The following is a 13,451-nucleotide window of genomic DNA, read 5'->3' on the forward strand; positions in this document are numbered from 1 at the left end:
GCAGACCGCATTACCGATCAGTATTGGGACAACGCGTCTACAACCGTCAATTTCAACAGCGCCAAGCATGAAAGAGAACCCCTGGGCCGACACTATCGACCGCAGCTTGGGAGCGAAATATTAGAGAGATACCAAGAAGTTGTTTCTCGAAGGGTTAACGCTTGCTGAAGCGAATGCCATTCGTCGTACTTTCAAAATCGCCCCTGGACTGCTGTGGAGAGCGGTCCGTGGTAAAACATTCCGGAAATTGCCACCATGGGAAGTACAGTTGGAATTCCCATTTATGGATGACGATTGGGATGAGTGTGCGGGGAGTTGACCACTGACTCAAGTCCGAATAATGTCTATTTCTTGGACATCACACGTTTTGCTCTATCGATAGGCAAGGTTTACTCTTCAATCAGCTCAGTATATTATGACATTATGGCACTGCGCTCCATGATGCCTTTGTCGTGTGGATGAAAAGTCCGATATATTTGAGAAAGCCGATCAAAAATAAATTGATCCTCTCAAATTGAATTAAGAATGATCTTGAGCTTTTGGATCTCTTCAGCAGAAAGCAGAGACATTGATTCTGCGGGCTCATTATTAGAGTTCTTATTTTCCAATTTCTCACGAACCTCAGAAGCAGCAGCCTGGGCAGCTTTGGTCGCACCATAAAACTTCTCAGTCGTTGAAAAATCTCGGTGCCGTAAAATGACTTTGAGTGTTTCAGCAGAGATCCCGGCGTTGATCAGCCGGTGAGCACAACCCCGTCTCAGGTCATGGGCAGTGGCATACTTCAGACGGCGTCCCGTTTCTTCATCTGGCTGCTGAACGATAATCCGGGCCTGCTCTCCAATCTGAGCAATGATTCGGCTGACTCGGTCTGTTGACAGTCGTTTCTCCGCTCTCTGTGCCTGCCTGCTGGATTGTTTCTCAGCTCGTTTTCTGAGTTTCGCAATGGAATTGGGAGCGATTTCCCCCTGATGCTGATTGAATTCGATCTTGCGTTTGATTTTCGCTTTACCGAGCCAGTTCCGGATGGTGGTATCAGAAACCCCGCAGGCTCGGCCGATGGCAGTATTGCTGTACTGTTCTGCCAGCCTGGCGAGATCCCGGTTAGTTGGTCTGAACCATTGACCGTCTGCTTCGATCTGATATTCCATCGGCTGAGGATTTACCACCCAGCCCCGTCGCTCTTTTTCAGGAACCTGTTCGAGCAAATCTTGCAGACCTGGCAGCATCGGAATTTCCTGGTTTTTGCGGTTCTTCTGTGTTGAGGGAATCACGATTGTGGGATGCAAATCCTGACGGTCCGGCCAGACGGGGTGTAACTTTCGTTCATCATCCCAGGAAAAGTTCATCACATCACTGATGCGAAAGGCACTTTCCCAAAGTATCTGTAAAACGAATTTCCAGGAATCTGCCGGTTGCTTACCTACGACTTCAGGAGTGACCTCTAGCATTTTTTCAAATTCTTCACTGCTAACCGGCCGCCCTTTCATCACATCATCCACACTCAGTTTGGTGAGAGGAGGGATCTTCCGGATCCAGTCGTGACGATAGCAGTACCGCACGAATGCCATAATTGCCCCCATCGAAGAGTTGACCGTCGTCGGAGCCCGGTAATCCTGCCGGCTTTCTTCACCAGCGAGCAGCCGATCCTGTAAATACTCCAACGCCGTCAGAGTGGTGTATTCTTCGATGTTTCCATTCTCCGGAAGTTCCTGCTCCTTCCGCTGATTTTCCAGGATCCGGCCAGCTATTCCGATTCGCGACATGGAATTATCTAATGATTTATTCCGGAAACGCTTTTTGCAGTGTTCATAGTAGTGTTCCACACAATCCTGCCAGTGCATATCGCTCAGATATTCAACCTGTTCCTGGGGCTCTGGGGCAGGGGGTGGAACGTGAGTCTGGATTTCCAGAGCTTCCGTGATCACGCCTCCAGACTCAATATAGCGACCGTTCAATAATCGCTCACGACACTCGCGCATGATCCGGCGGGCTTCACGCCGATCCCGGGTGCCGCAGTTTTTCCGGATCCGTTTCTGATGCAGCGGACAATAGAATTTCAGAACATACCCGTTCTTATCTTTCTCTTTGAGAGGCCGATTCGGGTAGAGCTGGACATTTCCGATTTCAGGTTTGCGAGGCATGACAGTTCAGAGGGGAGAGGCTATTCTGCCTCACTCGATTTTGTTTGGGAATGACTTTCGAAAAATTCGAGCAGGCTCTGGCCGGTAATCCAACGCGTGTGCCCTACCGTGACATACGGCAAGCCGTCATCCAGCATCTTGTCCCAGAACCGCTGGGAGATACCGAGGCGTTGCATCACCATCGCCTTACTGTAGGCTTCTGCTGCGTGAATGATCCCACTACTATTTTTATTCATCGTACTGTTCCTGGAATTAAAGAATCGAAAAGCAGGACGGCGATCGAATGATCAATCACCGTCCAGAAACGAATCTGCCGAAGTTCTAGTCCAGAAAGATTTCGGCTTCAGCCCGTTCGACGTATCCCTGTGCCATCTGCAGCACGCGGATGGCCTGGGGCAATTCCGCCAGATTAAAGGACGACGTATATTTAACGTCCTCTCCATCCTTATACCGTTTCTGCACATTGACGCTGCGGACCGTGATGGGGCCTTCGTCTGTTTCGATCTCATGTCCGAAAACGGAAGCCGAGATGAATCCAATCCGGAACACTTTTTCCGGAGGATTACTACTGCTTCGCTTTGCACTTTTCTTAGCCATCGATTCAACCTTTCTGTGGAAGGAACAGTGTTAGATTGCTTCTCCAAATGAACCAGCAACCCGTTAGATTCGCTTGTGCCTGCACGATGCAGACAGAAAGCAACAATGCCAGCTGATCTCTCACTGCGCAAGAAGATCAGGACAGAATTGAAAAAGGGGTATTGGTGTTCCGAGAGAGGGAATCCAGGTCAGAAAGGGATTCAGCTACGAAATCCATCATGTACAGCCAGTGATTATCGGCAGGTCTTCCAGATAGAAGACTCAACCAATCATCGCCTGGCAGAGATAAAACTGGGGGAGCCCCAGGGAATGGCTCCCATCAATTCGCTGTTCATAGCAGGAAGTAAATAACGCCGCAGAGCAATGTGAGACCGCTGATCGCGACATCCAATCCTGCCCCAGGTATCTGAGTAGGACGGATATCTCGTTTTGGCGGTCTCAGCATTTCAACATAGACGAATTTACCAGCCCGTAAACAACGTCTTCTGCAGTATCGAAAGAAGCGTCTCAACAAAATCCAGAACCTGCTGATCCAGTTCATTAACGACCTGCAAAACGCTTGAATGATTTGGTTAATCATAGAAAAGAGGGGAAAGAAATTATGTCGATCTGCCCAGTGCAGAATCGAATCATTTATCACCTCAACATCGGATTCGACCGTTCCTACATCCCTGTGTGCAGGACCAGTAAAAAAGATGAAAGGTTTTTAGTTCGATTTATTAACAGGTTTTGTCTCCGATTCAGCAGATTTGGAGCCAGCCTGCCTGCTACGTACCTTGATGGCCTTCTGCAGACAGCTCCAGCATAAAGGGGCCTTGCCGATGAATCCGTCGTCAAAATCAGTGGTGACGCATTCCTTATTCTTTTCGCACCAGGTACATGTTTCTGTCGAATGATACTGCGTAATTGTGACATTCATGATCCGGACCTTTCCCGATTAAATGGATTTGAGAAAACGAAGTTGAGTTCAGTACAGGAAAGGTCTGCCTGTCTCGGAAAAGATGATTTGAAATCCGGTTGATCAGCCGATGATATTAAGTAGGTTCAACCTGGGCTGAACACAGTCAATCTCACTCAGCTTCCCTTCCCAGATGGAAGGAGGGAAACGGGCAATCAGGGTCACCCGTTTCCAGTACGATCACTTGTTCTCCTTCTGACCGTTAGTTTCGGTGTTAAGAATGAACTCCCAGGCCTGCTTGGTTAGCAAACTGACAATAGGTAGATCATCCCGACCGAAACTGTTGGTCGATTTCCATTCCTCGCCCTGCTTATAGGAACGCTGGAGCGTTACCTTATAGAAGGTCGTTTTGCCGTCTTCGGATTGATTTTCGAAGACACTGGCAGTAATGCCGCGCAGCCGGAATGACTGCACGGGTTTTTTGGAATCGGTCTTATCAGACATCATAAAAAGGGGAACAAAACAAAAATGGGGTTCATCAGCTTTTGTGAATGAACCACCGTAAAACTCCACACCCTGTTTTCTGGCTTGCTGACGTCCCTGAACGTCGTCAAACTCGGTCACAGTGGTTTGGTGTGGCTGCTTAGTAACGGTTACTGTCATGGAGTTTCTAATTCTGTTTCCAGGGGATTGACCAACGGCGCCCGTTCCCCCTGGCAATTCAGTGTAATCGGTTCGTGTAAAAATGCTTCCGGCGTTAATTCGTGTTGTTCGATGCAGAGCCATAAATCGGGGCGTGGGCGTGTCTTGAGTTTCTCTGCCGTCGTTTTACAGCGATACGCATTGGTAGTGACAAACAAAACACTGAAAACATCCAGTGTGGTATCCGGAAAATGCTTGCGATGCAGCCTGCGATTGGCCAGTTCCGCGTACCCTTTCGTTTTCCGGGCCGCGATCTGTTTCGGTGAACTGGTTCCCAGATCCTGTTCCAGGTAAAAGACTTTCTTATGTCCCCGTAATGAGAGCACGAAACCGGCATCAGGCGAACAGGACAAGGGAGGCTGTTCGTTGAGTTTGGTCTGTAAAAAGAACTGTTCTTTGGCGTGATCGGTTTTGTTGACAGTCTCCCACTCGTTGATCCAGCGATCGAGTTTGACTTCACTCTGTAATGCAATTCCCTGTTCGATCACTGTCCGGGTTTTGTTCATCGCAATCCAATGATTTAAACGATCTGCACGGGGCTGGCGCGTACTGACAGACAGATACGTCTCATCATCATAATAGGAAGCCAACAATTCCGTGGCCGGTTTTGTGAGATAATAGACAGGAGCGGCCCCATTCGCCCCAGGCAGTGTGACCTGCATCGCATGCTTGGTGAGATAACCAGCTTGACGCAATTTGGTCAAACGTTTCCGCAGAGAACGCCCTGAAGCCAAGTGGGGAGCGCAAAGTCGCTGAATCTGTTCGCGTGTCAAAACGTAATAGCGAGCCAGCGTGGCCAGAATCTGGATATCCGCTTCGGTAACGGGCATATTTCACTCCGATGATCGTTCTGAATTCTCATCTCTTCACAGCAACCGGGCCAGGAGCCCTGTTCTGTAAAAACAGTGTACCTCTCAGGTACCAAAAAGAGCACCGAGCGAAACTTCGAAAATGGAAGCAGCTCGGTGAAACGATCCCGAAGGATGAATTTACAACCGGGCGAAATGGCTTCACAGCCTTGCGACTGTGTCAGACAATCCGTCAACCGGAGGCAACCTTGAAAAGGTCAATGCATCATTTATAAACGTGGAGCTTCAAATGTCAAGAAGAATTATTTGGCATCAAACAATTTTCTGAATACGGCAGGTATGTCACGTGCCCCATGAATGATGGCAACCAGTAAGATTCCCTTTTCAATGGGACGGTAAAAAATCACATAGCTGCCCACGGGAAAGCAACGGATCTCCTCGCCCAATTCGGATCTCAGCTCTCCCATTTCAGGCTGGCGTGCATAGGCCTGACATTTTTCACCGATTCGAAGTAAAAAATCAGTGGCGATTTTCCGGCTGCCACTCTCCTGGGCAATATACTTTCCGATCTCTTTGATCGCAGACCGAAACTGATCTGTTCGCAGGACTTGGCTCATGAGATCGGCTGGCCTGTTTCGTCCACTTCTGATTCCAGCTCTGAAATAATCTCATCAACATCAAAGGGGGCCACCCGACCTGCTTTTTCTTCATCGAGTGACTGTTGAATTTGCTGTCTTAGCTCAGCGTGTCTTTGCTTCAACTCCCGAAAGACTTCCAATGCTTCCGTCACCAGGGCTGTTTCATCTTCATAATTACCGGTAGACATCTCTTCTTCGATGAACTTGATGATCTCCGGGGGATAAGCGGTTGACATTAGTGTCTCCAGACAAAGAAAGTAATTACGGAACAATTATACCATGAATATTGTGAATGTGTCAAAAACTGATTGTTTCGTTGATCGGCAAATTCCCTGCAACAAAGGGGGGGAGGAGCCGTTTAGACTCGGCCCCGCCGAGATCGCACCCGGCGATAGAACCGGTCGTTTTGCCCTCTTTCCTGTTATCGATCAAATAAACCTTATGTCGATCGTCGTGCGATGGGTCGCCAGGGTCGCAACCCTGGCTATTATTGGGGGAATCGCGGTGTGGAACGACCGACCAATGGTGGGAAAACCAGTGTGAGAAATCGAACACTGGATACCACCCCCACGCAGCAATAATAGCCAGGGTTTGATGAGGCCACGAATCACGACCCTGGCGACCCCTAAACGGCTGGGTGGGAATACATTAGAAAATCGTAGCTGGGGCCAATGCGAAGACCCGGCCTGGATCCCCTTTGGCCCCCTTATCTGGCCCCGGTGGAATTCCTTGGAAATCAAGTTGTAACATTTTTTCAGATTGGAGAAAGCTACGGACTTGTTACCGATCAATCCGGTTCAGCTCATCACCGATTCCTAAATAACCGACTTTTTCCATTTGATCAATTAAGTCCAAACAGTGAGATTTGATTGCGCTATCCGTTGTCTGCTCATACTGACGTACGACGAGCGTTGAAATATCATGAGCAATCATCGAGCCGTGATAGGCAATATGTGTTCCTTCCTCACCAAGAAATTCCAGGATGCGTTCGGCTGCACGACAGATTATCTGTGGAAGTTCGACGTTCGACTCATCAAGAGCATGGAGAAGCCGCTGAGGCTTATTCTCAAAGCATTTACTTTCAATGAATTGAGCGATAAATCCTCCCAGTTGAAGGAGGCGATCACCCGAAACGTGGAAGAAGGCGCTGGATACTTCCTGTTGCACGGATTCAGCATTATCACTGAGGAATTCTCGTAAATGTTCGGCACACTTATCCCCGACAATATCATGTGAAAGGTGTCTTGCATACACATCTGCCGCTGCCTGCCTCATCGTTTCATTCCCAGCACGAACTTTAGATGCATCTTCTCCAGTATCGACTTCAAACAGTTCTGCCAGAATAATTGCTCCAGCAGCATTCTCTATTGCTTTGGTATTTTCACAACTAAGTGCGAATTGCAATAAATCACGCAACTGCTCGTAGTGAGAATAAATCGCATAGTGAATAAAGTGATTGAAAGGACGTGTAGCACATATTGCTTCAGAACCGTTGCACGCCTTAAAAAATAAATCAACGGCTATGTCTCTTGAGAAATTAAGCAAGGGGCAAAATGCATTGATCGCACAAGTTCTAACGGAAATGATAGGGTCTTGTGATAGGGCTTCGAGCGTCGGCAATAATATTTCGAAACGCGTCTCGTCGTTGAAAAGTAGAGATGAGATTGCTTCAGCAGCTTGCCCTCGAACACAATTAATACCGTGCTGATAAGGGTCACCCCCGTGATAATAATTACCTCCTGAAGTCTGCTGCCACATTTCCGTGTCTGGATTCGGATCACTTGTAGCGTAATACATTACAATCTCTAGAATTTGCTTGGGAAGTTGCCGCGAAGACAACAGGCCGATGCAATTAGTGATAGAAGATCCGCATGGTCGCTTTGGCAATTTGTGAAGGCGATCGATTACTTTTAAGAAGGTAGCCGTTGGTGTCTCTTCGAAGACCTTTTGATCAGCTACTTTTTCTTCTTTATTGAAGTTAGTATACCTCCCGCATAGCCCATCAAGAATGGCCGAGAAATACGTAGGACTAAGGTTCTCAGGCATCCGATCAGCGAGTGAGGCAAAGCGACCACGGTCCTTTCTCGCGAAGTCTGCGAGAAGCCAAGAGAGCTCAGCTGGCCCACCTTTTAAGCGATCGGTCGAGCCGTCATATTTCTGCATTGCCGAAATCCACTGCTCGTCTGTCATGAGTTTGGCTGTTTCCGGCGGTATTGGTGATCCCACCTGCTTCATAAGTTCTGTATTATCCTCTTCTACGATTGCATCTGTTAGACTAGGAAACTTTCTTTCGAGTTCCTCAATCCTCAACGCTGTTTGTTTAGAGATTCTGGACACGTCAAGAGAACGAAGCACGAGCAACTCTGTGGAACCACGCCACCTGGGTGTACCTTTCTCGTACTCATCGCAATAGCCAATAATCAGTGATTCCATTTGCTTGAATAGTTTATTCGAGCAGTGTGGAGAAATTGCCCTTAACGCAGTCCGGCTTATTGCACTCTCTCCAGTTCCTTCACCATCACCCGTATAAATTCCATAACCAATATAGAATCGACGTTGATCAGCAATGAGATATTTGGCGCACTCATCAGCAAATTCTTTTGGATTATCGGTCCATGATCGAAGTAGTAAATATCCAAAGGTCTGATATGGGTATGGCATAATAGTCGCCATATATTTGCGAAAGCACTCGACATCTTGTTGAGCCAAATATTGGAGCGCCTTTCGCAAATGGAGTAAGATTGCTTCGTCGATGTAAAATGGATCACCATTATTGTAAAGATAGGGCCACATCCGATTGAGTGCATCTTCTTTGCTCAAATCGCCCGTGTTCAGGACAGTAGTAGCTGCCCGAGGAAGCATTTGCGCAATGAAATACTCTGGTTCATTAGAAGCAACCTCGCCAACCATCATCGCACCCGCGTGAGAATGATTCTGCTTGCAGTTGTGCAGAAAGCTCCACGATTTACCATCGTCATACTGTTCTATAGCATGGTCAAACCACGTTGCTAAAACATCAATGAAAAATGTAGGAGAGTTTTTCCCTGCATCGAAATACTGACTCCAAAAATCTCCGCCACTAACACTACTTTCGTAGTCGTCATACGCGCCGCTCGCGATGAGGCGAAGATCTATCGTTGCCATCTCATTACTAAGATGAGATTTTCCCCATGACATGACCCTCAAAATTCGCTCTCGCCAGTTGTTGTCTTCGCGATCCACATATGGTGAAATCAGTTCGGCAATTTGTGCGGATCTATAATCATGTAATCCATGGGATTCTAGAAACCAGATTGCAGCATTAATCAGTTGAGCATTGTCAGATTCGAGCCAATTATTGAATACTTGTAGCAGGTTCAGTAAGTCGAACCACCCTTCATGGTCACGCAAAGCTTGAGAAATATAACGCGAAAGTTCTCCATCCAAAACGTGTGGCTCTATCACCTCCCACTCTTTTTGTGTTGGCTTCTCAATTCGTTTAAGTTCTGACGCTACCATTTGCTTTATATGAAAACGAACCTTGGGAGACTTAAGGATCTCATATAAGTCAGAGATATATAGATCAAATTCATTTTCTCTCCGGTAAGCAAGAATTTGACGGACTTGCGCTCGACGGAACAGATGTTGTTCCGTCGATTCTAGGAAATCGACTACACCTCGCCCCGAAATGCAAAAACGCCTAGCATATGCATAATCAAAAAATGACTCATGAAAAAAGCGATATTGATGCTGCTCCTGTATTTCAACAAGCACGTGCTCAGAGACCATTGCTTTGGCGTCGTCTTCCCAATCATCTGTAACTATCTTTGGAGCAAATAAAACCTGTTGTTGACTCATTTTTTGCGTCAGGGCATCAATAACCTGATTCCAATAAGGATCGCGCCCAAGGTACCTTCGAACATTCTGCCGCTTACGTTCCCAGTATCGATCATACAATTCACCAACGGATGCGAAACTTCGTGTCGGATCGCCTTCCAGGAACAATAACAGGTGAAAGGGAACTGCCAGTATCTCAATTTGCTTGGCATCGGGGTTGAGTTGTCCATACCCAGCCAAGTCTAGGGATGCCAAAATATCGGCTTTGCATAATTTATCTAGAGTGCATTTTGTATAGCCAGATTGTGCGTCTCCTAGACTCCGCAAACGATGATCATGTTTTAGATCGAAATCTCTGCATGCGAGAATCATCTTCATATGAGGATAGGATTGCACCTCGTCGCATAGCTCACTAAATACTTCCCACATGCGAGGATTTCGACCTGAGACAAGACTCATTGCATCCAATTGGTCCACAACGAGAACTGAAGGAGCGTTATTAGCAATTCCTGCAAGTACAACTGCAGGAGATGTCGGTAGATCAAGTTGCTTACCGAGTTGCCTAGAAGTGTTGCAAAGTTCAAGTGAGTCCATTCGCAAGCATAAGTAAGGTGTGCTATTTTTTGAAAGATGAGACAGGCATTGAGCTAAAACACAACTTTTTCCGAATCCTCCTGGTGCCACCAGTAGAGCTCCGCGTGAAGCATCATCTGTCAAAGTGTCAATAATCTGTTGGGTGGCTTCCCGAGAAATTTGAGCCGAGTTAATGAGCTCGTTTTCAGCCACTGAAAGGTAACGATTGTTGATCGCCTTCACAGTTTCATTTATAGATTTGTCGGACTTCCAATCACGTAATCCTATCTGATTTTCCATAAGGACTTGGGTCAAGTCATCATGGTCAATCCTCCGCCCAAGGTTATTTAGGATGTACTCTGCAAGCATTCTTCGTACATCGCCTGGCTTCAAATTAGAACCATCCGTACTATAAAAGAGCTCGTCAATTCTTCGGTCTACGGTTCGAGTTAGATCACGATGTCCTCGTGGGATTACTTCTAATGCCTTCAATGCTTTGAATGCAAATTCCTGATAATCATCGAACATTGGAATGATGTGTTTTATAAATTCAGATTGTAGTTTCGCAGAAGAAGAAAGAGCCGTTCTGAATTCTTGAACGTTAGTTGGAACATCTGCTCGCTCCGACAATTCACGAAGTTCGTTAGCACCAGTTGATGAAATGAAGCATATTCGCGCATTTGGACACTTACGACATTTTTCAAATAAGTCTCCAAGAATGCTGCGCCCAGTTGATTTGTCTCTTCGACATAAGTCCGCAATTGACCAATCACCACCTTGTTTCTGCCGCTTGACGGAATGAAACTGAGAAGAGTCATCATGATTTGTTAGGTGGAATTCGACCCCCATCGAATCGTTGCCGAACGCTTCGCAGGTGATCGACTTAAATGTTCCAACAACGACATCAATGACTGCTTCAACAGTCCAAATCGCTTCGTACTGGTTTCCAAGTTTGTCAGATTCACCACCGGGTCGAGGCATATCACTTTCAAGTATTTGATTTTATAACCAAGGAGCCAGTTACTGATTCACAAAATTAAATTATACCGTTGCCAATGTGCCTAGGAAATGCAAACTACACCATAGTTAAGCCCTTCGCACAAGTGACAATAACTATGATTGGGGCATAAAATCCCTGCATGCGCAAGACTTCTCGTCACATCAGAGAGGACAACCCGCTCGATAGCTACGCACCCAAGCTGTTTGAACAACATCCGGCGAGTTCGGATATCGGTATCGCGATCCGTCGTGGTGATGCACGGCTCCGCCTTCAGGAAATCAGGCAAGCTGAAGCGGCTGTAAAACATCAGGAAGCACTCAATACACAAATTAACGATAACATCGCACATGAACAGGCAGAACACCAACTCAATATGCAATATCTGATTCAATTCGGCGTTCGCGCTGATGAACGGTCTCAGTTTCAGCAAGTACTGGAGCAGATCACCGAACATGGAGGACTCTCGCTCCGAGAAGCAGCGAACCTGACACACGCGATCACTCAACGGAACGGATCAGAGGATTTTTCTGGATCATCACTGGTCACTTCCGGTTTGACCTGATAATCCTGATCGGACAGCTGTATCGGTGGCACTTGCAGGAGTTGTTTACGGTACTGTTCGATTTCCCGATCTGCTTCGGAGGCTGAGATGAAAAAATCTGACTCAAAGTTCTTTTCGATGAGTGCATCGACAGCCTCCCGCAGCTGAGGAGAGTCGTATATCGGCAAATAATCGACATTCACGAAATGCACATCAGGGTCACCGGCAAACATGCCAAACGCTTCCCCCGTCTGCAATCCACGTATCTGCTTGCCCCATTGCAGGGACTGCTCTTCAAAACTTTCGTAGGTGATGTTGCTGATCTCCTCGAACGTATCATGGATCGGTACATTCGACTCACTGCGTCCGGAGGTGTTCCCTGTACTGTCAGCGTGCGTATGACCTTTTGAAGTAGAAGAGTTCCTGCCATCTTTTTTAGATTTTGTCGGGCGATATGTTTCTGGTGGAATTGATTCGCCGCTGGACTGACTGTAACCGGTTGAATTTTGTTCCATATTGGAAGTCGATCTGGTACTGGTGCTCGATTCCGTTTCGAGCCATTCTTTGCGGTAACCGATAATCAACTGTTTTTTGCTCTTGAGTATGTCTTTGATTTTTCTGGATTCATACGTCAGTTTGGTCAGTTCATCCGCAATGATGTCGGCATCCCGGGCATTGTTGGCAAACATCAGCCGGCTACGGGCTTGCCAGATCATCTGCGTCAAATCCACGTCTTCCCGATCCAGTTGTGCAAAAGATTGATGGGCCAGAATCAACCTCAGTCCCATTTGCCTGACAGTAGGGAGGGCATCCTCAATATCAACGGAGACATACTTTTGGAACTCATCCATTACAACATAAGTCGGATCAACGGCCTGTTTTCCTGCATTCGTTGAAAGTCGACTGGCAGTCTCCACGATTTCATTGAGAGCCAAAGCACCAATCGTATCAGCAACGAATCCAGGAAGCCTTCCGTATTTTCCCAGGTTGAGAATGACGATCCTTCGTTCTTTGATAAAACGCTCGCAATCAAAGAGGCTTCGTGTACAGCCAAACATACGACGCAGGTTGGTGGATTCAAAAAACGGGTCCAGTCGATTGCGTGTCGATTCCAGAATCCGTACCGCTTCACTGCCACGTGCTCCCAGAATATCATTCCAATGAAAGCGGATATCGCCAGGGATCCGGTTCAGAATGGCTTCATGCTCCGGAGATCCAGGATGCAACAGATGTTTGCACATCGCTATGGGTAGCCCCATCATCGCTGCCGCACAAAAGGCCTTGTATGTCCACTGCAATAAACGGGGTTGCTGAGAAACATCCTGAGCTGCCCAGGCCCGCAGCACAATGTCGACTGAGCGCATGGTCTGGTAATAGCGGTTCGCTTCAGACGTATGCGAAAGTGGATTGAATGGCATAATGATGTCTTCCCGCGCTGGCTCGATATAAACCAGGCGATCCCGCACATGCTGTGGACAAATTCGTTCATTGGCCATCCAACCGAGTAAATCCCGGGACAAATTGCCCATGGGATCAATTAGAAAGAGAGCACACATCTCTGATCGTGGCTGCATCAAAATCGGCCGTAATAATGTCTGAATGGCGGTCGACTTTCCTGAACCGGTAGCTCCAATTAAGTGAAAATGCGTACGAAACTGATCCGGTTCAATATTGATCTGAGAATCAGTCAACCGGTCTACTCCGAGCTGAATAGGAATCATGACAATCTCCTGATC

Annotated in this window: 12 protein-coding genes; 1 reads left to right on the forward strand and 11 read right to left on the reverse strand. The window is 47.2% G+C overall.

Going from position 1 to position 13,451, the window contains the following annotated elements; genetic code table 11:
* Nucleotides 1-509 precede the first annotated feature (509 nt).
* The 10 genes from Pan241w_RS25295 to Pan241w_RS25335 form a co-directional block, all read right to left on the reverse strand.
* On the reverse strand, nucleotides 510-2,141 hold the full coding sequence (locus tag Pan241w_RS25295; protein WP_145221333.1) for a tyrosine-type recombinase/integrase: 1,632 nt from the start codon (nucleotides 2,139-2,141) through the stop codon (nucleotides 510-512).
* Between the two features lie 20 nt (nucleotides 2,142-2,161).
* Nucleotides 2,162-2,377 carry a helix-turn-helix domain-containing protein gene (locus tag Pan241w_RS25300; RefSeq protein WP_145221336.1) on the reverse strand — a complete coding sequence of 72 codons (216 nt, stop codon included), beginning with the start codon at nucleotides 2,375-2,377 and terminating at the stop codon, nucleotides 2,162-2,164.
* A gap of 85 nt (nucleotides 2,378-2,462) precedes the next feature.
* Nucleotides 2,463-2,738 carry a hypothetical protein gene (locus tag Pan241w_RS25305; protein WP_145221339.1) on the reverse strand — a complete coding sequence of 92 codons (276 nt, stop codon included), beginning with the start codon at nucleotides 2,736-2,738 and terminating at the stop codon, nucleotides 2,463-2,465.
* A 261-nt stretch (nucleotides 2,739-2,999) separates the two neighbouring features.
* Nucleotides 3,000-3,125, reverse strand: coding sequence for a hypothetical protein (locus Pan241w_RS29950; protein ID WP_261344270.1), 126 nt, complete (start codon nucleotides 3,123-3,125; stop codon nucleotides 3,000-3,002).
* Between the two features lie 319 nt (nucleotides 3,126-3,444).
* Nucleotides 3,445-3,657 carry a hypothetical protein gene (locus Pan241w_RS25310; protein WP_145221342.1) on the reverse strand — a complete coding sequence of 71 codons (213 nt, stop codon included), beginning with the start codon at nucleotides 3,655-3,657 and terminating at the stop codon, nucleotides 3,445-3,447.
* Nucleotides 3,658-3,876: 219 nt separating this feature from the next.
* On the reverse strand, nucleotides 3,877-4,299 hold the full coding sequence (locus Pan241w_RS29510) for a hypothetical protein (protein ID WP_198000146.1): 423 nt from the start codon (nucleotides 4,297-4,299) through the stop codon (nucleotides 3,877-3,879).
* The gene (locus Pan241w_RS25320) at nucleotides 4,296-5,168 is read right to left on the reverse strand and encodes a replication-relaxation family protein (RefSeq protein WP_145221345.1); all 873 of its coding nucleotides are present in this window, start codon (nucleotides 5,166-5,168) and stop codon (nucleotides 4,296-4,298) included. Before Pan241w_RS25320 ends, Pan241w_RS29510 begins: the two co-directional genes overlap by 4 nt.
* A gap of 281 nt (nucleotides 5,169-5,449) precedes the next feature.
* Nucleotides 5,450-5,764 (reverse strand): type II toxin-antitoxin system RelE/ParE family toxin, encoded by a 315-nt coding sequence (locus tag Pan241w_RS25325; protein ID WP_145221348.1) that lies wholly within the window; start codon nucleotides 5,762-5,764, stop codon nucleotides 5,450-5,452.
* On the reverse strand, nucleotides 5,761-6,021 hold the full coding sequence (locus Pan241w_RS25330; RefSeq protein WP_145221352.1) for a type II toxin-antitoxin system ParD family antitoxin: 261 nt from the start codon (nucleotides 6,019-6,021) through the stop codon (nucleotides 5,761-5,763). Before Pan241w_RS25330 ends, Pan241w_RS25325 begins: the two co-directional genes overlap by 4 nt.
* A 544-nt stretch (nucleotides 6,022-6,565) precedes the next feature.
* Complete coding sequence (locus tag Pan241w_RS25335) at nucleotides 6,566-11,155, reverse strand: NACHT domain-containing protein (protein ID WP_145221356.1); 4,590 nt, start codon at nucleotides 11,153-11,155, stop codon at nucleotides 6,566-6,568.
* 158 nt (nucleotides 11,156-11,313) lie between these two features.
* On the opposite strand from Pan241w_RS25335, the gene Pan241w_RS25340 reads away from it, so the two are divergent.
* Nucleotides 11,314-11,736, forward strand: a complete 423-nt coding sequence (locus tag Pan241w_RS25340; RefSeq protein WP_145221358.1) for a hypothetical protein — start codon at nucleotides 11,314-11,316, stop codon at nucleotides 11,734-11,736.
* Here the strand turns inward: Pan241w_RS25340 and Pan241w_RS25345 are convergent.
* Nucleotides 11,676-13,436 (reverse strand): type IV secretory system conjugative DNA transfer family protein, encoded by a 1,761-nt coding sequence (locus Pan241w_RS25345; RefSeq protein ID WP_145221361.1) that lies wholly within the window; start codon nucleotides 13,434-13,436, stop codon nucleotides 11,676-11,678. The two genes, Pan241w_RS25340 and Pan241w_RS25345, sit on opposite strands and share 61 nt — an antisense overlap.
* Between the last annotated feature and the right edge of the window lie 15 nt (nucleotides 13,437-13,451).

It is taken from the genome of Gimesia alba, from assembly GCF_007744675.1.
GTDB lineage: Bacteria > Planctomycetota > Planctomycetia > Planctomycetales > Planctomycetaceae > Gimesia > Gimesia alba.